Genomic DNA, 22,565 nt, shown 5'->3' on the forward strand with positions numbered 1-22,565 from the left:
TCCTCGTTCGGGTGTGCCTACGGTGACGGGACGAACCGGGTGCGGACGCTGACGGGTCAGCGGCCGGAACACTCGTAGTCGACCGTCGCCGGGCTCTGCCCGAACATGTAGGACTGGACGGCGTGCGGATCCACCCCGGCCTCCACGACCTGGACCGGCTCCTCGGCGACCACGCCGTCGACGATCCGGAACGACCGGATCTCCTCCGAGTCGGGCTCGCGCGTCGAGACGAGCAGGTAGTGCGCGCCCGGCTCACCGGCGAAGGAGACATCCGTCCGCGACGGGTACGCCTCGGTGGCGGTGTGCGAGTGGTAGATGACGACGGGCTCCTCGTCCCGGTCGTCCATCTCGCGCCACACCCGCAGGTGCTCCATCGAGTCGAACTCGTAGAAGGTCATCGACCGCGCGGCATTGTCCATCGGAATGTGCCGGGTCGGGGTGTCGCTGCCGACGGGACCGGCGACCACGCCGCACGCCTCGTCGGGGTGGTCCCGGCGCGCGTGGGCGACGATCGCGTCGATGATCGACCGGTCGATGCTCAGCACGTGCTCCAGCCTAACGCCTGCCGGGGCGCGGGCCGAAGTGGCGCGGGTCACCACTAGTCGATCAAGGCGTTGAGCAGCGACTCCTGCAGATATCCGAGATATGCGTAGACCGACAACTGGAACACCCGGCTGGACGCCGGATCCTCGGCCACCGCGTCGTCCAACTCCTCGCCCAGGTCCGTGCCGTCCTTGATCTCCAGCCGGACGCCCATCGCCAGCCGGGCGTCGTTCAACGCCCGCAGCCAGGCCTCCGCCGCCTCGGCGTCCAGCCGCACCTCGCCGCCGGCCTCGTCGGGCAGCGCCGCCAGGATCGCACCGGCCTGGTCGATCTTCGCGGTCTTCAGGTCGCCCTCGGTGTAGCGGCGGAACTCGGCCGAGCCGGCCGCGTCCTCCGGGTAGACCTCCGGGAAGAGTCGGCCGACGACCGGGTCGGTGTGGTCGAAGCCGTCGGTGAGCAGACCGACCACCTCGGTGGCGACCTTGCGCAGCACCCGGACCTCGTCGACGGCGAAGGTGGCGACGTAGCGGCCGGCCTGGCGGCGGAACATGCTCATGAGCGGTCCACCGTCGCCCACAGCCCATAAGCGTGCAGCTGCGACGCGTCGTGCTCCATGCGTTCCCGGGCGCCGGTGGAGACCACCGCCCGGCCCTTGTGGTGCACGTCCAGCATGAGCTGCTCGGCCCTTTCCCGGCTGTAGCCGAAAAGCTTCTGGAAGACCCAGGTCACGTAGGTCATCAGGTTGACCGGGTCGTCCCACACGATCGTCACCCACTGCCGGTCGGACGCCGGCACCTCGTCAGTGGCCGGCGTCTCGACCGGTGCAACCTGCGGAGCCGCCATGCCCCCCATCGTGCCACCGGTTTCCCGGAACCGAGGAACCGGAACGCCGGCCCGGCGAGGATCACCCAGCCCGGCCGCGCCGGACCCGCCCTCGGCGTCGTCGGAGGCACGGTGCGGTGCGGACCCGGGTCGGTGGGCGGCCACGCGGTCAGGCGAGCAGGATGCCGTGGTCGACTGCATCGGAGAGCACCGCGCCCAGCGAGAGGCGGATCACCTCGAACCGTCGGGAGATCTCCCGGGACAACCCCAGCTCGACCTCCCGCAGCGCACGCTGGGACCACGCCCGCGCCGCGTTGTGGTCGTCGTTGCCAGGGGTACGCCAGGTCTGCCAGCACCCGCCGGAGAGCGCCACCGCGACCGGCGGGAGCACCTCGTCGCGGGCCGCGGTCGGGTAGCCGGCGAGCGCGTCGATCGCGTCCGGGCCGGTCAGCCCGGCCACCCCGGCCGTGCTGGTGATCAGCAACACCCGGTCCAGGTCCCGGCCGGACCGGTGATCGGCCAGGCCGTACTGAACGGCGGTGGCGATCCGGCGGCGTACGCCCTCCGCCGGCGGCGCGCCGAGCACCCGGGTCGCGGCATCGGCGATGATGCCCCGCACCGCGTGGTCGCACTGGGCGGTCGCGAGCAGCGACAACGCCGCCATCTCCCGGTCCAGCAGCTCCGGCAGGCCGGCGCAGCCGACCCCGAAGACGATCTCCTGAACCACCCGCAGGTGGGCGTTCGCCAACTCCAGGGCGAGGTGCTGGCGGATCCGCTGGGCGCAGGAGCGGGTCTGCCGGTCGAGCTGCTCGGACCAGTCCCCCGGGTCGGCGACCACGGCCACCCGGTCGTGCTGGCCCGGGAACACCGGCGGATCCACGCTGGCCCGGTGCAACCCCTCGTCGGCCGCCCAACCCACCAGCGCCCGGCGCAGGTCGGCCGCGGAGTCGGCGCCGGAGATCGGGAACCACCGCGCACCGGCCAGCGCCGGCACGGCGGCCAGCAACGCCGCCCGGTGCGCCGCCACGGTCACCGCGACCGGGTCGACCTCGCCGGGCACACCGCCGGCCGGCGGGACGGACGCCCCCGCGTCCTCCGTCGTCGCCGCGCCCGGGGTGACCGCGAAGACGACCCGCACCGGGGCCGAGGCGACCTCGGCGAGCAGGTTCAACTCAGCGGCGGTGAACGCCTGGTCGGCCGCGATCACGAAGAGCAGCGCGCCGGCCCGGCCGACCGCGTCGAGCAGCACCCGGCCGCCGGCCACGCCGAGGGTGCCGCTGTCCGGTGTGTCGATCAGGGTGAAGTGCCGCAGCAGCGGCTCGGGCACGCTCAGCTCGACCCGCCGGGGCGGGCGGGCCAGCGCCGGACCGGCGGCATCCCGGTCGGCGCCGTAGGAGTGCGGCTGGCGGTAGCCCGGCACGTACGCCGCCCGGCTGGGCACCTTCGCGTGCCGCACCACCAGCCAACTGCCCGCCGGCACGGTGAGCATGACCGGGTCGAGCCCGAGCAGGGTGGCGAGCACCGCACGACGCTCGGCGCCGGCCGGACCGACGGCGACCACGCCGAGCGGCTCCTCCGAACCGGGACCGGTCACGCCGACCCGGGTGGGCAGCGGGCCGCAGCGCGGCAGGTCAGTCGGGCCGGCCATGTCGTCCGGCGAGTCGACCGAGGGGAGAGGGCCCTGCTTCATCAGGTGGCCTCCCGTGGCGGGCGACCGGCGCGCCGGTCGCGTGGAGAAAATCCGGTGACAGAACCCGGATGTCGGAACAGTACGTGCGGACCGGTGACCGGGCCGAACACTTCGGATACTCACCGGTAATCGCGAGATTACTCAACTTCGGTGGGTGACGGTACGCGCGCGGACAGGTTTCGATGGATATGCTGCCCGGATGAGTCGATGGAAGTTCGTCGGCCGAACCGAGGAGCTCAACCGCCTGCTGGCGGCGGTGACCGGCGAGGCCGGCCGGGGGCTCTTCTTCAGCGGCAGCGCGGGCATCGGCAAGAGCCGGCTGCTGCGCGAGGGCCTGAGCACCCTGCCCACCGACCGCTACGCGATCTGGTCCATCGCGGCCAGCGCCACCACCGCCGCGCTGCCGTTCGGCGGGCTGGTGCAGGTCCTTCCCGCCGAGCAACCGCAGGGGCTGTCCCCCGCAGGCATTCTGCGCTGGGCACTGGGCGTCCTGCAACAGCAGGCCGCCGGCCGGCGGATCGTGCTCGCCATCGACGACGCGCACCTGCTCGACCCGCCGTCGGCGGCGCTGGTGCACCTGGTCGCCCGGGCGGAGAACGCCACGGTGATCGGCACCCTGCGCGACGGCGAGCAGATCCCGCTGCCGATCCGGGCACTCTGGACCGACGACCTGGTCGAGCACGTCGAGCTGACCCCGATGCCGCAGGCCGAGACCGCCGGTCTGCTCGCGGCGATCCTGGGCGGCCCGGTCGACGCCGGCTCCGCCGACCGGCTCGGCCGGCTGTCGGCCGGCAACCCACTGCTGCTGCGCGAGCTGGTGCACGCCGCCAACGGCAGCGCGGAGCTGAAGCGCACCTACGGCATCTGGAAGTGGACCGGGCGCCTGGAGTTGGCACCCAACCTGACCGATCTGATCGACACCCGGGTCGGGCAGCTCACCGACGGCGTCCGCGCGGTCGTCGAGCTGGTCGCCTTCGGCGAACCGCTGGGTCTGCACCTGCTCAACCTGGCCGCCGAGTCGGCCGACGTGGAGATGGCCGAGGAACGCGGGCTGATCAGCGTCGTGCAGAGCGACCGCCGGACCAACGTCCGGCTGGCCCACCCGCTCTACGGCGAGGTGATGCGACGCCGCTGCCCGGTCAGCCGCACCCGCCGGCTCCAGGCGCACCTCGCGGAGCTGCTCGAGCAGGTCGGCAAGCGCCGCCGCGACGACCTCCTGCGGGTCGCGGTGTGGCGGCTCGACTCGGGCACCGCGCAGGACCCCGCCCTGCTGGTCGACGCGGCCGTGCAGGCGTTCACCCGTTACGACGTGCCGCTGGCGACGAGGCTGGCCCGCGCCGCGCTGAACGCCGACGGCGGCTCGGACGCCGCCGAGCTGCTGGCCACCATCCTGATGTTCGCCGACCGGCCGGACGAGGCGATCGACGTCCTCGACGCGGTGACCCCCGACCCGGACGACGAGCGGCGGCTCTGCCGGTGGCTGACCGTGCGGGGGATGGTCAGCTACTGGGGGCTGAGCCAGGAGTCCACGGTGGAGGAGATCGCGAGCCGCGTCGAGCAGCTCAGCGACTCCGCCGACCGGGCCCGGGTGCACGCCTTCGAGGCGATCATGCGACTGCACCGGCTGGACACGGCCACCGCCGTACGGCTCAGCCAGCGGGTGCTGGACCGGCCTGCGGCCAGCGTCGCCGCCCGCGAGCTGGCCCGCAGCACCATCGCGTACGTCCAGGCCGCGCAGGGCCAACTCGCCCGCAGCGGTACGGCGATCGCCCAGGTGCACTCCGCGGCGGCCAGTTGGCGCACCGACATGCCGTACCTGCAACTGGCCCTGGAGCTGGCCCGGGGCACCCGGCTCATGCTCACCGGCGACCTGGTCGGGATCGACGCGATCGTCGCCGACGAGTTCGCCGACCTCGCCGGTGCCGGTGACTTCCGGCTCGGCACCGGCTACCTGGCCATCCTCCAGGCGTACGCGGCCCGCCTGCGCGGGCAGAGCGACGCGGCGATGCGTACCTCACTGGGTGCCTGCGCGGTGCTGGCCACCAGTCGGGTCTACGCCGGTATTGCCCAGGCCGAACGCGCCCAGGCGGCGGCGCTGCGCGGCGACGCGGCGCAGGCCGCCGAGGCGATGGCCGAGGCCGACCGCACCCACGCACCGGGCATGGCGGTGCTCTACCCCTGGCTGGAGCAGGCCCGAGGCGCGGTGCTCGCGGCGTCGGGCGACCTGCCCGGCGCGGCCAAGCAGCTCAGCGACCTGGTGGACCGGCTGCGCGCGGACGGCTTCGCCGGGCACGAGGTGCACGTCCTGCACGACCTGGTCCGGCTGGACCAGGCCAGCGCCCCGGTCGGCCCCACCTGCTCCGACGGCGGCCGGCGCACCGTCGCGCAGCGCCTCGCGGAGCTCTCCGAGCGGGTCGACGGGGTGCTCCCACCCCTGCTGGCCCGGCACGCCCGGGCCGCGGTCACCGACTCCGCCCCGGACCTGCTCGCCGTCGCCGACGACTACTCCGCGCTGGAGCTGCACGTGTACGCCGCCGAGGCCACCGCCCAGGCCCTGCACCGGCTGCGGCAGCAGCACTCGCCGGCGGCCGGTGAGGCCCGGGAGCGCCTGGCCGGGCTGCTCGGCCGCTGCGACCTGATCCGCACGCCCGCGCTGCACGCCGGGGCGCCGGTGCTGACCGAACGTGAGTGGCAGGTGGCTCGCCTCGCCGCCCACGGCGCGACCAGCAAGGCCATCGCGGAGCGTCTCTACCTCTCCGCCCGCACGGTGGAAAACCACCTCCAGCGGATCTACACCAAGCTCGGCGTGACCGGCCGGGCCGAACTGTGGGCCGCGCTGCGGTCGATCCCGGGCCACGAGGGCGGCGACGCGGGCTGAACCTTAGGCTGAGGCGGTGAGCACCCTCCGCCCCGCGCTGCTGACCGACCACTACGAGCTGACGATGGTCAGCGCGGCCCTGAAGGACGGCACCGCCGACCGCCGCTGCGTCTTCGAGGTGTTCAGCCGCCGGCTGCCCACCGGCCGCCGCTACGGCGTCGTCGCCGGCACCGGCCGGCTGATCGACCTGGTCCGCGACTTCCGCTTCGACCCGAAGGAGATCGACTTTCTCCGGAGGACCGGGGTGGTCGACGAGGCGGCGGCCGCCTGGCTCGCCGACTACCGCTTCGCGGGCGACATCGACGGGTACGCCGAGGGTGAGCTGTTCTTCCCCGGTTCGCCGATCCTCACCGTCTCCGGCGGCTTCGCCGAGTGCGTCGTGCTGGAGACCCTGGTGCTCTCCGTGCTCAACCACGACAGCGCGGTGGCGGCCGCCGCCGCCCGGATGGTGACCGCGGCGCGCGGTCGGGCTCTGATCGAGATGGGCTCACGCCGGGCACACGAGGAGGCCGCGGTGGCCGCGGCGCGGGCCGCGTACCTGGCCGGGTTCCGGTTCACCTCCAACCTCGCCGCCGGCGCGCGCTACGGCATCCCCACCGCCGGTACGGCGGCGCACGCGTTCACGCTGCTGCACGACGACGAGCGGGCTGCCTTTGCCTCGCAGGTCGCCACGCTGGGCAAGGACACGACGCTGCTGGTCGACACGTACGACATCAGCCAGGGCATCCGCAACGCGATCGCGGTGGCCGGGCCGGAACTGCGGGCGGTACGGATCGACTCCGGTGACCTGGCGGTGATCGCTCAGCAGTCCCGGGAGCTGCTGGATTCGCTGGGCGCCACCGAAACGAAGATCATCGTCTCCGGCGACCTGGACGAGTACTCCATCGCCTCGCTGGCCGCCGAGCCGGTGGACATGTACGGCGCGGGCACGGCCGTGGTCACCGGCTCCGGCGCGCCGACCGCCGGGCTGGTCTACAAGCTCGTCGAGGTCGAGGGACGACCGGTGGTGAAGCGCTCCGAGCACAAGGCGACCATCGGTGGCCGCAAGGTGGCCGTCCGCCGGCACAAGCCGACGGGCACCGCCACCGAGGAGGTCATCGTGCCCCAGGGCGTACCGGACCGGCAGCCCAACGACCGGATGCTCCAGCGCTCGTACGTGGTCGAGGGCGAGACGGTGGCGCTGCCCTCCCTGGACGAGTCGCGGGAGCACCTGCGCGAGTGCCTGATCTCGATCCCGTGGGAGGGGCTGAAGCTCTCCGCCGGCGACCCGGCCGTGCCGGTCACCGTCGTACCCGCCGACTGAGCCTCGTCCAGGACCGTCACCACAGACCCGATCGTGAGGAGAGGAAAGTCCCGATGGCCAACGCGCTGATCATCGTCGACGTGCAGAACGACTTCTGCGAGGGCGGCTCGCTGGCCGTCGGGGGCGGTGCTGGCGTGGCCGCCGGCATCTCGCGGCTGCTCGCCGCCGAGCCCGACCGCTGGGCACACGTGGTCGCGACGAAGGACTACCACATCGACCCCGGCGCGCACTTCGGCGATCCGCCGGACTTCGTGGAGTCCTGGCCCCGGCACTGCGTGGTCGGCACCAGCGGCTCGGAGTTCCACCCCGACCTGGAGACCGGGCGGATCGAGGCGATCTTCCACAAGGGCGAGCACGCGGCGGCGTACTCCGGGTTCGAGGGGCATGCCGACGACGGCGAGTGCCTGGCCGACTGGCTGCGCCGACACGACGTGGACCGGGTCGACGTGGTCGGCATCGCCACCGACCACTGCGTCCGGGCGACCGCCCTGGACGCCGCCCGCGAGGGCTTCGCCACCACCGTGCTGCTCGAACTGACCGCCGCTGTCGCCCCGGCCACCACCGACGTGGCGCTGCGGGCGATGGAGGGCGAAGGGGTGACCCTGCACGGTCAGCCTGTGATCAGGGCCGCATGAAGCGGTAATTGGCTGGTCATCCGCCCGCCTCCGGTCGAGGATGTCGCCGGAGGTACGGACCCACGTGAACATGAAGCCTTACCGGGATGCGCTCGCCATACCCGGCCTGCGGTCGCTGCTGCTGCTCGCCGTCCTCGCCCGCATCCCGCTCACCGCGACCGGCGTGACGCTGACCTTCTACGTGGTGCTCGACCTCGACCGGGGCTACGGGGCGGCCGGTCTGGTCGGAGCGGCCGTCACGGTCGGCGCGGCGATCGGCGGCCCGCTGCTCGGCCGGCTGGTGGACCGGCGTGGCCTGCGCCCGGTCCTGGTGCTCACCGCGATCGCCGAGGGGCTCTTCTGGACCACGGCGCCCTCGCTGTCGTACCAGCTGCTGCTGCCGGCCGCCTTCGTGGCCGGCTCGCTCGCCCTGCCCATCTTCTCGGTGGTCCGCCAGTCGATAGCCGCGCTTGTCCCGGAGGACCGGCGCCGCCCGGCGTACGCGCTGGACTCGATGTCGGTGGAGCTGTCCTTCATGATCGGCCCGGCACTGGCGGTGGCCCTGGTCACGGCGATCTCCGCCCGGACGACCCTGTACCTGGTCGGCGCCGGCATCGTCGCCGCCGGCATCGGTCTGTGGCTGCTCAACCCGCCGACCCGGAGTGCCGCCGAGCCGACCGGCCCACGGCGCCGGGTGCCCCGCCGGGAGTGGCTGACTCCCCGACTGCTGGCCGTGCTGGCCGTCAGCGCTGCCGCCACGCTGGTGCTCGGCGGCACCGACGTGGCCGTGGTGGCCGTGCTGCGAGCCAGCGGCGAGGTCGGTTGGACCGGCGCGGTGCTGGCCATGTGGGCGGTCGCCTCGCTGGTCGGCGGCTTCGCCTACGGCGCCGTGCACCGGTCGCTCTCCCCGCTGGCGCTGGCCGCCGCGCTCGGCCTCTGCACCATCCCGGTCGGGCTGGGCGGCTCGCACTGGTGGCTGCTCTCCCTGGCGCTGATCCCGGCGGGCGCCCTCTGCGCGCCGACCATCGCGGCCTCCTCGGACGCGGTCAGCCGGCTGGCCCCGCCCGAGGTGCGCGGTGAGGCGATGGGCCTGCACGGCTCGGCGGTCACCGTCGGCATCGCCATCGGCGCGCCACTCGCCGGCGCGGTGATCGACGCCAGCGCGCCGCTCTGGGGCTTCGTCGTGACCGGCGCCCTGGGCGCGCTCGTCACCCTGGTGGTACTACCAATCGAGCTACGCCGACGCCGGAACGCCGACGCGGCCGCTCTGGTACCGCCCGTCGAGGCTGGCCTCACCTCCGTCACCCGCTGACGGCCGGCTCGCCGCCGCCGTCACCGACCGGATCGCGCCCGGCCGGCAGGCGACTGCGCCCGCCGGCGACGGCGGCCGTCGCGACTGGCCTTGCTGACCGTCGCTGTTCTTGGTGGCCACGCGCCGCCGTGGCAGCGACCGTCTCTTGGTGGCGCGCGCCGCCGTGGCAGCGATCGTCGGGGCCGCTTTCGCAGAAGAGCGTGATACCTCTGAGGCATAGATATGACTCACAGGTATCACGCTCTTCAGGACCAGGTTCCCGACGAACCGAGGGCGAGACGCGCGGTACCGGACATGGCGACGGGCGCCGCTCCCGGATGGTCCCGGGGGCGGCGCCCGTCGTACGGCTGCTGCGGTGAGCGTCAGTGCCGGTCGATGTCGCTGGCGGTGTCCTCGCGGTAGCTGGCCCCGCCGTCCGACTGGCTGGTGAGCGGCTTGGCGCCACCCTCCGGCGGGCCGGCCAGGCTCTGGCCGCCGGCGGCCAACTCCGGGAACTTCGCGTCGAACGCCGGCCGCTCCGAGCGGATCCGGGGCATCCGGTCGAAGTTGCGCAGCGGGGGCGGGCTGCTGGTCGCCCACTCCAGCGAGTTGCCGTGACCCCAGGGGTCGTTCACCTCGACCACCGGGCCGGTCTTGTACGACTTCCAGCAGTTGTAGATGAACGGCAGCGTGGAGATACCGGTGATGAACGCGCCGACCGTGGAGATCATGTTCAGCGTGGTGAAGCCGTCGCTGGGCAGGTAGTCGGCGTACCGGCGGGGCATGCCCTCGTTGCCGAGCCAGTGCTGCACCAGGAAGGTGGTGTGGAAGCCGATCATGGTGAGCCAGAAGTGCACCTTGCCCAGTCGCTCGTCGAGCATCCGACCGAACATCTTCGGGAACCAGAAGTAGATGCCGGCGAAGACCGCGAACACGATGGTGCCGAAGAGCACGTAGTGGAAGTGCGCCACCACGAAGTACGAGTCCGACACGTGGAAGTCGATCGGCGGGCTGGCCAGCAGCACACCGGTGAGACCACCGAAGAGGAAGGTGACCAGGAAGCCGACCGCCCAGAGCATGGGCGTCTCGAAGCTGATCTGGCCCCGCCACATGGTGCCGATCCAGTTGAAGAACTTCATACCGGTCGGCACGGCGATCAGGTAGCTCAGGAAGCTGAAGAACGGCAGCAGCACCTGGCCGGTGGCGAACATGTGGTGCGCCCAGACGCTCATCGAGAGCGCGGCGATCGCGACGGTCGCGGCGACCAGACCCTTGTAGCCGAAGATCGGCTTACGGGAGAAGACCGGGATGACCTCGCTGATGATGCCGAAGAACGGCAGCGCGACGATGTAGACCTCGGGGTGCCCGAAGAACCAGAACAGGTGCTGCCAGAGCATCGGCCCGCCGGTCGCCGGGTCGTACACGTGCGCGCCGAGGATGCGGTCCGCGGCGAGCGCGAACAGCGCGGCGGCCAGCAGCGGGAAGACCAGGATCACCAGCAGGCTGGTGACCAGGATGTTCCAGGTGAAGATCGGCATCCGGAACATGGTCATGCCGGGCGCGCGGAGCGTCAGCACGGTGGTGATCATGTTCACGGCGCCGAGGATGGTGCCCAGGCCGGAGATGGCCAGACCCATGATCCACATGTTGGCGCCGACGCCGGGCGAGTGCTCGACGCTGCTCAGCGGCGCGTACGCGAACCAGCCGAAGTCGGCGGCGCCACCGGGGGTGATGAAGCCGGCGGTCGCCATCGTGCCGCCGAACAGGTACAGCCAGTAGGCGAAGCTGTTCAGCCGCGGGAAGGAAACGTCGGGCGCGCCGATCTGGATCGGCACGATGTAGTTCGCGAACGCGAACACGATCGGCGTCGCGAAGAACAGCAGCATGATCGTGCCGTGCATCGTGAAGAGCTGGTTGTACTGCTCGGGCGACAGGAACTGCAGCCCGGGGCGGGCCAGCTCAGCCCGCATGACCAGGGCCATCAGGCCACCGATCATGAAGAACACGAACGCGGTGACCATGTACATGATCCCGATTTGCTTCGCGTCCGTGGTACGCAGCAGCCGCGCGATGGCCGACCCCTTGACCGGCTCCCGGACCGGCCAGGGCCGGGTCACGACCGGCTTGGGTGCGACGGTGGTCACGAGTGGCCTCCGGTTCTCGGTTGTCCCGCTCGGCACACGCTGGTTATCGGCGGGCCGTCATCCGCAGGAAGAATAGTCCCCGGCAGGTCGGAGCGCCGCGTGGGGTGGCGGGACACGATCTACAGCGGGCCCACCAGCAACCGGTAGTGCTCTCCGAAGATCCGGCCGCCACGTCCGCGCAGCAGCGGGTCGCGCAGCGCCGGCGGCACGTCCCTGGTCCGGTTGCGGTCCCGGGTCCGGTCGCGCACCCAGCGGGTACGCGGACGCCGGCGACTCTCGTACGCGACCAGGGCCGCCTCCACGCTGCCGGCGGCCCGTAGCGACTCGGCCAGCACCACCGCGTCCTCCAACGCCATGGCCGCGCCCTGGGACAACGTCGGGGCGGTGGCGTGCGCGGCGTCGCCGACCAGCAGCACCCGCCCCCGGTACCAGCGGCCCAGCTCCACCTCGTCGGTGATGCCGACGTGCACCCCGTCGAGTGCCGCGAGCACCTCGGGCACCGGGCCCCGGTAGTCGGCGAAGAGTTCGCGCAGCCGGGCCAGCGGGTCGGCGGGGGCCTCGGTGCCGGCCTCGTCGGCGTAGCAGTGCAGCCGACCGGCGCCGATCGGCACCATCAGGAACCCGGAGCGCTGGCCGAGCAGGGCGGTCCACTCGGTGACGGGCGGGCCGTCGCGCAGCACGGCCCGGTAGACCACCTGCCCGACGGGGCGGGGCGGACCGCCGAGGGACGCCAGCGCGCGGACCGAGGAGCGCGGCCCGTCGGCGCCGATGACCAGGTCGTACTCGGTGCTGGTGCCGTCGGTGAAGGTGACCCCGACCCCGCCCGGAAGCAGGTCCAGGGTGCGGACCTCGGCGCCGTGCCGGACGGCGCCGCCGGCGCCGCTGAGCAGCACCCGGTGCAGGTCCGCCCGGGGCAGCGCCCGGCATTCGCCGACGCCGGCCCAGAGGGCGTCGACGTCGACCTCGCAGAGCGGCGCGCCCGCGACGTCGAAGAAGCGTTGCCGACGGATGACCTGGCCGAGCGGGCGGACCGGGTCGTGCAGGTCCAGCCGGTGCAGCGCGCGGGCGGCGTTGCCAGGCAGGTAGAGCCCGGTCTCGGTGGACTCCCCCGGTGGCAGCTTGTCCGTGACGTCGGGCCGGAAGCCCGCCAGGCGTAGCGCCCGGGCGACGGCCAGGCCGGCAATGCCCGCGCCGACGACGAGGATGCGCAGGGGGAAGCCACCCATGGTGGTGTACGCCTCCGGAGGGGATGCGGCACGCGTTGGAGGCAACACGCTACTCGGCGCTATCGGTGCACGCCAGAGTCCGATCGGCCCGCGCGGAGCCGCTCGTCGGCGGTACGCGTCGCGTAGCTGGACGTCGCCCGGCAGCCGTCCGGCGCGGGCGTGGCAATCCTCACATTTCACCAGTTTGACGCGTACGGTTGCGCACCAGTTTCAGACATGTAAATGTGTCATTGAGCGTGGGAGCGCTCCCGTACCTGCCCCGACCCAGTCCGGCGCCCGGCACGCGCCGCAGTCAAGGAGCGTCATGAAACGTCCACTTCGGGCATTGGTCGCCACCGGCCTGCTGCTCGGCGGCTCGATCGTCGCCGTGGCACTCGGCGGCAACGCCTCCGCCGACACGCAGATCTGCGAGCAGTACGGCTCGACCGTCATCCAAGGCCGCTACGTGGTGCAGAACAACCGCTGGGGCACCACCGCCCAGCAGTGCATCAACGTCACCGACACCGGCTTCGAGATCACCACCCAGAACGGCAGCAACCCCACCAACGGCGCGCCCACCGCGTACCCCTCGGTGTTCTTCGGTTGTCACTACACCAACTGCTCCCCCGGCACGAACCTGCCGATCCAGGTGAGCCAGATCAGCAGCGCCACCAGCAGCATCAACTACCGGTACGTCAGCGGTGCCATCTACAACGCGTCGTACGACATCTGGCTGGACCCGTCACCCAAGCGGGACGGGGTGAACCAGATGGAGATCATGATCTGGCTCAACCGGCAGGGCTCGATCCAGCCCATCGGCTCGGTGGTGGGCACGACGACCCTGGCGGGTCGGACCTGGGAGGTCTGGCGGGGCAGCAACGGCTCCAACAACGTCATCTCGTATGTCGCGCCGTCGGCGATCACCAGCCTGAACTTCAGCGTGCTGGACTTCATCAACGACGTCCGCAACCGGGGCGCCATCACCAACAGCTGGTACCTGACCAGCATCCAGGCCGGCTTCGAGCCCTGGCAGGGCGGCGCCGGCCTCGCGGTGACGTCGTTCTCGGCCACCGTCAACGGCGGCGGCAACCCCACCACCCCGCCACCGACCACCCCGCCGCCGAGCGGTGGCGCGAGCTGCGCGGTGAAGTACACGGCGAACTCGTGGAACAACGGCTTCACCGCCGACGTGCAGGTCACCAACACCGGGTCCAGTGCGATCAACGGCTGGACGCTGAACTACTCGCTGCCCAGCGGGCAGACCGTCACCAACGCGTGGAACGCCACGGTCAGCCAGAGCGGCTCCGCGGTCACCGCCCGAAACGTGGGCCACAACGGTTCCATCGCACCCGGAGGCACGGCCAGCTTCGGATATCAGGGGACGCTGAACGGGTCGTACTCGTCGCCGAGCAGCTTCTCGCTCAACGGGGCAACCTGCTCACGTAACTGACCTGCCTTCTGTCGCCGGACAGGGGCGTGACCTTCGCGGTCACGCCCCTGTTCCGTTGCGTGCCCTACCTGTGCTTGCCCTACCTGGAGGAAACGTCACCGGGTTTCGGCGAACTCACGGATGAGCGTCAGCATCTGGTCGATCATCCGCAGCTGCGTATCCGAGTCGAGGCCGTTCAGGTCGCAGGGACCCGACAACGCCTCCGGCACCTCCAGGGAGGCGATGACATACGGCCAGGACAGTCCGGTGTGACGGCCGAGGACGCGTTGGCACACCCACCCGTGGAAACCCTCGAACGGCCGCCCATCCAACGCCGAATCGAATCCGACGATGAACGCCACCGCCGTCAGGTACCTGTCGTCAAGCACATACATGCGCCGGCGGCGAGTGAGATGGAAGAGCAGCTCAGAGACGTTCATCAGGCGTCATCAACCCTTCCCGCCCACCGCTCTCCGATAACCCAGGGTTTCACGCAAGAGTGCCAGGATCGCCGCGCAGAAGACGTCCTCGGCCGGAGGGGCGTGGGTGACCAACGTGAGCGTGGTCGCCTCGGGCAGGGCCAGCTCGACGTCGGTCCATCCTGATAGCGGGCCATCGCTGAGGCCACCCTGGCCGGTCACGTCGACGTCAACCACCAGATCTCGGTGGATGGTGTAGAAGAGCGCCACCGGTCCGGCGCCGTCCGACATCGCGGCGTACCCATGCTCCGCCCAGTGCTCGTCCATCGCATCGTCGCGGGCGAACGTCAGTTCGCCGCGTGCCGGAAAGCCGGAGGGGTGGTCGAAATCAGTAGTCGGGCTCCCCTCGCCATCGTCGAGGCCGACGAGGGCAGACGGCCACAGCCGCCGCATGCCATTGACGAACGCAGCCACGGCTGGCCGCCCGTCGAAAGGCACCACAATGGGCGTGTCCACTCCAGTGATCTCCACGCACTCTCCTGTCATGGTGCCCGAGCGGGTGCCCGCCTCTGCGCCGCCGCCAAGCGGTGGCTCGAACTGCACGGTGAAGTAGGCGGCGAGATCGTGGAACAACAGCTTCGCCGCCGACGTACAGGTCACTAACACCGGGTCCAGGGCGATCAATGGCTGGGCGTTGACTTACAGCATGCCCAGTGGGCAGAACGTCACCAACGGTCGGACGCCACGGTCAGCAAGAGCGGGTCGGCGATCACCGTCGACAACATCGGCTACAACCGACCTCCATGCACCCATCGGCATAGCCAGTTCGGCTACCAGCTGACGCTGAAGGGACGCACTCGTCCCCGACCAGCATCTCGCTCAACGGGGCAACCTGCTCGCGCAGCTGACCACAACCCACGAGCCGAGTAGGGGGCGTGACCATTTCGGTCACGCCCCCTACTTGTGTTCGACGTCGTCAACGCCCCAATCAGTCTACGAAGGGCGCACTACGGCCGACTCAAGCCCATCCGGTCCCAACGATTTGCGGCCTGCTCCCAAGATGCTCTTTGAAACATGCCACCTTTGCGAACTGCTTCCTCCCAGCTAAGCGGACGAGCGCTCCGCCTAACGCTAACAGCGTCGACAGACGCAATCTCAAGAAAGTATTCCGATTCATGACCAACAGCATTGGTCACGGAGTCAACAATCCGAGCAGCTGGAACGATTCGTACCGTAACCCTGTCCGCGGACGGCTCTGGCGTGCCCGTCACGGCAGGCGTGCCATCGATTGGGCAAACCTCGTCACCTTCGGTAGGTTCGACGCCCTCGACAGCCTCGACGATCCATTCATGATTCAGGTCGCATCTGAATCTCCACCAGATGGTCATTGTTCCTCTAATAGAATAGATGAAGGCCCTTGCCACCCCTGGGCAGGTGCGGTGCCTCCACATTAACATGGGGCGGAATAACCTTGCCGTCGGGGAATTCGTGACCCGTGAAGTCGTCGCGCCAATAACGGGTACCGTCGGCACTTTGGCGTCCGATCTTCCGGTCGGACCTCTTCATCCAGCTCGGACCACCCCTGAAATCCCGAGCGCGGATTGCACGCGTAGCGGAACCCATATCCCCAACCATCTCCGATGCAGCTTGACGTGCAGCCTTGCGGCTCGGGAATTGGAATCCACCCTCGACAGCGTCACCGCCATGCCTCGCGGCAATTTTGGCAATGTTGCAGTTGTGAACGAGGACAGGGGCTTCCTCGACTAGCACGTAATAGGTGTGGACGGTGTCAACCGTTAGGTTGAACCGGATCTGGGGATTGAAGTAGGAATAAACGTCCTCGACCACGACTTCCGCGCCGTTCAGAGCCGACAGGCGCTCACCCTCGAGCAAATCACCGCCATAGACCCAAGCCTGCTGGTCGGCACTCCAGAAAGGGTGGTGCTGAGTCGTTTTGACTCTCACGCCCTGCCTACCGTCAACAGAGAGGCTGAGGTCGGTCAGTGCGACGTCGTTGTTTATGTGAGTAGCCACAACCGAACGTGGTTCAGTTTTTCCGGTCGAGGGGTCGGTAGCCAGAACCTTGTCCCCAACTTGCAGCTGCTCGATGGGACGTTTCGAGCCGTCAGCGAGAAGAACCAGAGTGCCAGGAGCAAAGCTGTCGAGACAATCAGGCGCAGCCTTGCTCACCTTCATGAAGTCCTTAACCCCGCCGATGAGGTCGCCGAGCAGTCCTTTCACCCGAGTCGTCAGACTGGCAAGTTTTTTCCACTTCCATGGAGCACCGTAACGAGCGGCGAGTTTACCGAGGACGCCCCCGAGCATCGCACCAGCAATATTCCCAGCGGTCGCCAAACAAGCGCCGGCATCTCCCTGCGTGACGCAGCTTAGTGCGTCGGTGATCCCGAGCTCGTCCATCAAGACCTTTGCTAGGGCCTTAGCCGAGTCAAGGATCTTCTGCTTCGCTCGGGCGATGCGGGCCTGACGCTCCTTCTCCGCTGCCGCTGCAGCTGCCGCCCGGCGGTCCTCGTCGCTGGCCCGGGGGTTATTCCAGACGTTCTTGGTCGGCTCGTCCGGGTCGTACGCGCCCGAGCAGCCACCACAACCGTCGTTGTGTCCCTTGACCTCGTGGTAGTTGCCGTACATGTCCTCGTAGTCGGCACCTGGGCCGCAGGCGTCGTCGGAGCACGACTTGAGGCCGTCGGGGTCGGAGAACGAGATCGGGTTGTTGTTGGCGTACGCGTACCCGTGCATCTGCTGCGGGTCGTTGACGTCGATGATCGGGTCGATGGAGATGAACCGACCGGTGACCGGGTCGTACTCGCGAGCGCCGATGTTCACCAGGCCGGTGGTGGAGTCCTGGTTTCCGTTGACGAAACCCTTCTCCGTCGGCCATTGCCCAGGTGTTGGCGGCGTGCCACGGCTCTCACCGAACGGCGTGGTCCGCCGGTGCACGATGCCGCCGTTCTCGTCGACAGTCGCCTGGCCCGTGCCGTGGTGGTCGGAGGCGACGTAGTGCAGTCCGTTGAGCTTGCGGACGATCGTGCCGCCGCCCGGCAGGGAGTAGTACCGGGTGCCGTCGGTCGCTCTGGTCGTGTGGTCGAGCCGGATCTCCATGCCCGGCAGGTAGAGCGTCGTGGCGTTCGGCTCCTTGCGGAGCATCCGGGAGCCGTCGACGTCGTAGACGAAGCCGGTCTTCTTACCTGCGGCGTCGGTGACCGACTCGAGGTTGCCCTCGGCGTCCCACTTCAGGGTCTGGTCCTCGCCGACCTTGGTTCGACGCGTCGTATTGCCCGCCGCGTCGTAGCCGTATTCGTGGAGCTTCGAGCCCGCCGACGTCGTCTCGGTCATCGAGCGCAGGGTGTGCGGCTGCGGCTGGCCCGCTGCCGGGTAGGTGTAGGCGCGCTCCTTGATCGAGGTGCCGTTGGCGGCGAACTGCGACTCGGTCTTGCGGTTGCCCACCACGTCGTAGGTGTAGGCGTGGTGGTAGGCAGCTACTCCACCAACACCCGTCGTCGACGGGCCTCCGGCGCAAGGGTCGGTGGCGGTGCTCGCCGACGTCCAGGCCCGCTCCATGCGGCGCAGGTAGTCGTAGGTGAAGCACTGCACGTCCCGAGTGCCCGAGGGCGTGTCGGCGATCTGCGTGATGTTGCCGGAAGCGTCGTAGCTGTAGCGGGCGTCGATGTCGATGACCGGGGCACCACTGCGGTCCAACCGTTGGTTGGTCAGGCGCTTGGAGCCCTGCTCGTACCCGTAGGTCGACCAGACCTTGTTGTCGCCGAGCTTCGCCTCGGTTTGGATGACCTCACTGGTGGCCGAGTAGTCGACGTCGGTCAGGTACGGCACGGCGCCCTCGGTCGCGGTCAACCGCTCCATACCGTCGTAGGTGTAGGCGATGCTCTCGATCGGCAAACCGCCACCGCCGGACATGCCCGTCGCTCGTACGGTGCCGTCTTCGTTGTACTCAGTCGCGAAGCTGTAGAACCCCGCGAGTTCGGTGCCGGCGTGCGCGGGCACCTGGTAATCGGTCTTGTGCGGCCGGTAGAACACGTCGTAGCCGGTGTAGTACGTGGCGTACTCGGCCCCGTCGATCCATCGGCTCGTCATGGAGAGCGTCCCGAGCCTCTGGATGTCATACATCCAGCTACTGAGGAGCGTGCCGGTCTCGGCGGTCCCCTTGTAGCTGGCCGTCGTACGTCCGATCGCGTCGTAGGTGGTGCTGATCGTCTGCTGCACACCATTTGTGGTGCTGGTGAGCCGGCCCAGTTTGTCGTAGGTCATCGTCGACGTGCCCGCATCCGGGTCGATCGACTTGACCGCCCGGCCGAGCTGGTCGTACTCGTGCTTCCACACGTTGCCGGCGGGGTCGGTGACCGTCGCGAGCTGGCCGGAGCGGTTGTAGGTGTAGTCCGTCTTGTCGAAGGCTCCCGAAGGCCCGGTGCCCTTGTACTGCAACAGCTGGGTGGTCTGCCCGATCGCGTTGGAGATCGTCGTGGTGGGAGTACCACCCTCCGGCGGATCCACCGAAACGCGGTCGCCGCCGTACGTGGTGCTGGTGCGCCACTTCTCGTTGCCGGCTACCGCGAAGATCTCCGCCTTGACCCGGTCGGCACCGTCGTAGACGTAGAGCGTCTGACCATCGACCTCGCCGTTGCGGGCAGGGAAGATGGCGTCCGTCGGGGCACCGGCCGCGTTGTAGGTCGCGTACGTCTTGTCGAGGTTTCCGGTCGGGGTGTAGAAGGTGTCCGCGATCATCCGGGTGCCGTCCGGCCCCTCGGTCTGCACCTGACGCGGACGCAACAGACCGTCGTGCAGCTTGTACTCGACGCTGTACGAGCCGTCGTTCTGCCGCTTCTCGGTCTTGACCGCGACCGGCTTGTCGGTGCGGATCAGGTAGCTGTACTTGATGCTCGGGCTGAGGCCCGTCGCACCGGTACGGTCCGGCATCCACACCTTGGTCAGTCGACCCAACGAGTCGTACTCCAACTGGCTGACCTGGTTGTTCGGGTCGGTCTGCTTGACCGGGCTGCCCCAGGCCGTGGCGTACTCGGTGGTGGTGACGTGGCCGAGCGGGTTGGTCTCGACCACCTTGGTGGTGAGGCCGTTCGTCTCGGTGTACGCGGTGGTGGTCGTCTTCCCCATCGCGTCGGTGGCCGTCAGCGGCCGACCGTACGAGTCGAAGGTCCCCGACGCGGCGGTGATGTAGGTGGCCGTGGTGCCGTTGTGGCTCGCCAGTCGCTCGGACGCCGTCGGGTTACCCACCGTGGGCGCCACCCCGAAGGCCTTGCCGTCGTAGAGGGTGCGGGTGTCCGAGATGACCTGGGTCTTCCGGTCCACCGGCGAGGTCGCGCACGCCACCGACAACGACTCGGTCCGCGCTACCAGGCTGTACAGGTGGATGGTGGGGTTGTCCGCGTAGGTGGTGGTGTTGCACGCCTCGTCACCAGTGACATCGACGTCGCCAAGGTTCTCGGTCTTGGTGACCCGACCGAAGTCCGTCTCGAACGACGAGATGTTCTTGGTCTCGCGCCAGCCTCCGGCGGCGAGCGCGACGAAGTTCTGGGTCACCGAGGTGTTGGTGAACCAGGCCTTCTTGGCGCCCCAGCTGTGCGACTCGGTGGCGGTGTTGTGCCGCCACGGCGTGGCGATGCTGCGGCTGACCTCGGAGGCGCCGTCGTAGACCGTGCTCTCCAACTGGTGGCCGGAGAACTCGTCGTAGTCGACGTGCTCGACGCCGGCGGAGTCCTTCACCCGAATGTCGCGGGTGTCGGTGCTGTTCGGCATCTTGTCGCCGTGCATGCCGCGCAGGTAGCGGTACTCGGTTTTGGTGGTCTGGGTCTGACCGTTGCCAACGGTGACGACGACCTTGCCGTAGCCCCGCCACTCACTCCAGGTGAGGTCCTTCGGGTCGGAGATCCCGTCGGGCTCGGACTTCCGCCAGGCGGCGCCGTCCTGGTAGTCGTACCTGGTGACCATGTCCGGCGCGCCACCGGTCCGGTCGGTCTCGACGACAGCGGCGACCACGTACTTGAAGAACCAGTCCGTGATGGGATCCCCACTGCCGTACGGGTTCCACTTGACCGGGTAACACCGCTTGGTGCTGTTGCCCTCGGTCGGCAGCGCGCTCTTGCTGCAGTCCGGGGTCGCGTAGTTGACGTCGATCTGGCCGCCGGTGTCCGTCCAGACGGTGGCGAGGCGGGGCCGGACCAGCGGACCGATGTTGTCGTCGTCCCGGTCGACCCGGTTCGACAGCTGGAGGTTGCCCAGTTCCACCGACGGCATGGCGATGTCCGTGCCGTACAGACCGGTGTGGGTGATCTTGTGCAGCCAGAGGGTGCGGGAGCCGTCACCGTTGTCGAGGAGCTGGTGGTCGAGCTTCCAGGTGTCGACCGGTTCCCACCCGCTGCCCTGACGGATCTCGGTGGTGATGTCGGTCAACCGGGCCCGGGTCCAGAAGGTGGGGGTGATCTGGTCCAGCTTGCACTTGGTGTCTTTGTTGCAGTTGCGGTCGAAGGGGACGTCCGGCCAGTACGGCGCGGTGGTCGTGTTCAGATCCTGCGGGTCGCAGTCGATGGACCCGGTCGCGAGGCACCGCTCCTTGACGTCGAACCGCACCCGCGCCGGAGCGTTGGTGGTGTAGACCGCGTTGTGCCGCTGCCCGTAGTCGATCCGCTTGAGGTAACCGCCGCGCTGGTACGGCACACCGTTGGCATCGGTGTTCTTGCCCCGGGCGTAGTAGTTCGTCTCGGGCGTGTAGAAGTACGAGCTGACGTTGCCGTAGCGGTCCTTGACGTAGTCGAGGCTCCACCGCCACGCCTGGTTGCAGTGCGAGGCAGCGAAGCCGCCCGACGTGCTGTTGCAGGGCTCGTTGGCGTCGTCACCGTAGACCGGCAACGTCCACGTCGAGCCGGTGACCTCCTTGTTGGTGGTCCAGCCCGGAAGCTTGTTCAGGCCGAAGAAGTACTCCGTGCCGTCGGTCGTGGTGACCTTCCAGTGCTCACCGTCGTTGTCGCCGTTGTCCGCGCCGGTGAACCGCTCCACCTTCGAGCCGTCATCGGTGGCGAACTTCCAGGTGCTGCCGCTCTTGACCAGCTCGGTGGACTTGCCGTTGAGCAGGATGGTGGCGTTGTCGTACGCCCAGCACTGGTCGGCGTACTGGTCGTGCCCGTCCTCGGCGCAGGACTTGTAGCGGCGCTCGATGTGCCCCGGCTCGTAGTTGAAGCCCTCACCCAACCAGGAGCCCTGGTTGTTGGTCGTGGCGGTACGGCCGTCGATCGACTGCGAGGAGTACGCGAGGGTGATGCCCGGAGCGCCGCCACCCGGAACCGGGGGCGTCCGCATCGGGTAGCTCCAGGAGAACCCGCCGGTTGACGGTGCCACCGACCACTTGGACGACGGGGCAAGCTTCGTCGCCCCGTAGTCGCCCTGCGAGGAGGATTCGGCCGCGGCCAGCGCGAAGGTCGAACCCGTCGCGGCCGCGCTGACAGTGGCGAAGAGCGTGCGGGACTCGCCGTCGTTGACGGTCGGGACCGGCTCGGCCGCACAACCGGCCTTCCCCGGCGTGGTCAACGCACACTCCGGCAACTTCACCAGCTTCAGCCGCGAACCGAAGTCGCCACCGAAAGCGCCGGCCAGGCCGCCGAAGTCGACGCCCAGTTGGACGTCGCCGGCACCTTGCTGGCCGTCGGCACGATTCACGCGGACCAGCGGGCCGTCGACCCTGGCCCGCTCGGAGGCAGCGCGGTCGAGCACCTCGACGCGGACCTTGCTCGGAACGGAAGCCTGCGGAGCGCCCGCCTTCCGCGCTGGGCTGGCAGCGGCCGACACCGACACCCCGAGGCCACCGGCCTTGCCGGTCGCGGCCAGGCCCCGAGCTGTTGCCGGAGCAGCGATACGCGCGCCAGCCTGCTCCTGCGCGCCAGGAGGCGGAGCCGGTACCGCGATCTCGGTGGCTCCGGCCGCGGGCCAGGTGACGGTGGCGGGAGTGGTCGTGGCGGGAGCCGCGCCCGGGTTGGCCTTACGGGGCTTCACACCGAGGGGCGCACGGTTCGGAACGGTCTTGCCGACGTCGGTCGCCGTCGGACGTTTGCGCTCGGCGGCAGCCGAGGCGGGGGCGTTGACGACCTGGATGACGCTTGCGCCCATCACGATGGTCATCGCCCAGGACACTGGCCGCACTACCCGGCGCTGCAATGCGCCGGATGTGCCCAGAAGTCGGGAGAACATC

General features: G+C 69.5%; 15 protein-coding genes. 6 read left to right on the forward strand and 9 right to left on the reverse strand.

What is annotated here, in order from left to right; translation table 11 throughout:
• Positions 1-56: 56 nt before the first annotated feature.
• From M8C17_RS22715 to M8C17_RS22730, 4 genes are all read right to left on the reverse strand, one after another.
• Positions 57-545, reverse strand: coding sequence for a Mov34/MPN/PAD-1 family protein (locus tag M8C17_RS22715; protein WP_179782375.1), 489 nt, complete (start codon positions 543-545; stop codon positions 57-59).
• Between the two features lie 53 nt (positions 546-598).
• Positions 599-1,099 (reverse strand): DUF2017 domain-containing protein, encoded by a 501-nt coding sequence (locus M8C17_RS22720; protein WP_252418554.1) that lies wholly within the window; start codon positions 1,097-1,099, stop codon positions 599-601.
• The gene (clpS, locus tag M8C17_RS22725; protein WP_179782374.1) at positions 1,096-1,386 is read right to left on the reverse strand and encodes an ATP-dependent Clp protease adapter ClpS; all 291 of its coding nucleotides are present in this window, start codon (positions 1,384-1,386) and stop codon (positions 1,096-1,098) included. Before clpS ends, M8C17_RS22720 begins: the two co-directional genes overlap by 4 nt.
• Before the next feature lie 148 nt (positions 1,387-1,534).
• Positions 1,535-3,055 (reverse strand): hypothetical protein, encoded by a 1,521-nt coding sequence (locus M8C17_RS22730; RefSeq protein ID WP_252418555.1) that lies wholly within the window; start codon positions 3,053-3,055, stop codon positions 1,535-1,537.
• Between the two features lie 199 nt (positions 3,056-3,254).
• Here M8C17_RS22730 and M8C17_RS22735 point away from each other — a divergent pair, with 199 nt between their 5' ends.
• From M8C17_RS22735 to M8C17_RS22750, 4 genes are read left to right on the forward strand one after another with little or no spacing between them, the layout of a single operon-like run.
• On the forward strand, positions 3,255-5,933 hold the full coding sequence (locus tag M8C17_RS22735; protein WP_252418556.1) for a LuxR C-terminal-related transcriptional regulator: 2,679 nt from the start codon (positions 3,255-3,257) through the stop codon (positions 5,931-5,933).
• 16 nt (positions 5,934-5,949) lie between these two features.
• Positions 5,950-7,236, forward strand: a complete 1,287-nt coding sequence (locus M8C17_RS22740) for a nicotinate phosphoribosyltransferase (protein ID WP_252418557.1) — start codon at positions 5,950-5,952, stop codon at positions 7,234-7,236.
• A 53-nt stretch (positions 7,237-7,289) separates the two neighbouring features.
• A complete protein-coding gene (locus M8C17_RS22745; protein ID WP_252418558.1) occupies positions 7,290-7,871 on the forward strand; it encodes an isochorismatase family protein in 582 nt (193 codons plus the stop codon).
• Between the two features lie 40 nt (positions 7,872-7,911).
• On the forward strand, positions 7,912-9,162 hold the full coding sequence (locus M8C17_RS22750; protein WP_252418559.1) for an MFS transporter: 1,251 nt from the start codon (positions 7,912-7,914) through the stop codon (positions 9,160-9,162).
• A gap of 362 nt (positions 9,163-9,524) precedes the next feature.
• Here M8C17_RS22750 and ctaD read toward each other — a convergent pair whose 3' ends face one another.
• Both ctaD and M8C17_RS22760 read right to left on the reverse strand, forming a co-directional pair.
• On the reverse strand, positions 9,525-11,285 hold the full coding sequence (ctaD, locus tag M8C17_RS22755) for a cytochrome c oxidase subunit I (RefSeq protein ID WP_252418560.1): 1,761 nt from the start codon (positions 11,283-11,285) through the stop codon (positions 9,525-9,527).
• A gap of 119 nt (positions 11,286-11,404) precedes the next feature.
• On the reverse strand, positions 11,405-12,511 hold the full coding sequence (locus M8C17_RS22760; protein ID WP_252418658.1) for an FAD-dependent monooxygenase: 1,107 nt from the start codon (positions 12,509-12,511) through the stop codon (positions 11,405-11,407).
• A 304-nt stretch (positions 12,512-12,815) separates the two neighbouring features.
• On the opposite strand from M8C17_RS22760, the gene M8C17_RS22765 reads away from it, so the two are divergent.
• The gene (locus tag M8C17_RS22765) at positions 12,816-13,940 is read left to right on the forward strand and encodes a cellulose binding domain-containing protein (protein WP_252418561.1); all 1,125 of its coding nucleotides are present in this window, start codon (positions 12,816-12,818) and stop codon (positions 13,938-13,940) included.
• A gap of 95 nt (positions 13,941-14,035) precedes the next feature.
• On the opposite strand, the gene M8C17_RS22770 is transcribed toward M8C17_RS22765, so the two are convergent.
• On the reverse strand, positions 14,036-14,359 hold the full coding sequence (locus M8C17_RS22770) for a hypothetical protein (RefSeq protein WP_252418562.1): 324 nt from the start codon (positions 14,357-14,359) through the stop codon (positions 14,036-14,038).
• A 9-nt stretch (positions 14,360-14,368) separates the two neighbouring features.
• The gene (locus tag M8C17_RS22775) at positions 14,369-15,022 is read right to left on the reverse strand and encodes a hypothetical protein (RefSeq protein WP_252418563.1); all 654 of its coding nucleotides are present in this window, start codon (positions 15,020-15,022) and stop codon (positions 14,369-14,371) included.
• Between M8C17_RS22775 and M8C17_RS32345 the strand changes: the two genes are divergently transcribed.
• Complete coding sequence (locus tag M8C17_RS32345) at positions 15,018-15,179, forward strand: hypothetical protein (RefSeq protein ID WP_374558925.1); 162 nt, start codon at positions 15,018-15,020, stop codon at positions 15,177-15,179. The genes M8C17_RS22775 and M8C17_RS32345 overlap by 5 nt on opposite strands.
• 554 nt (positions 15,180-15,733) lie before the next feature.
• Here M8C17_RS32345 and M8C17_RS22780 read toward each other — a convergent pair.
• Positions 15,734-22,564, reverse strand: coding sequence for a polymorphic toxin-type HINT domain-containing protein (locus M8C17_RS22780; RefSeq protein WP_252418564.1), 6,831 nt, complete (start codon positions 22,562-22,564; stop codon positions 15,734-15,736).
• Position 22,565: the final 1 nt, after the last annotated feature.

Source organism: Micromonospora sp. RHAY321, from assembly GCF_023896955.1.
In the GTDB taxonomy this organism is placed as follows: Bacteria; Actinomycetota; Actinomycetes; order Mycobacteriales; family Micromonosporaceae; genus Micromonospora.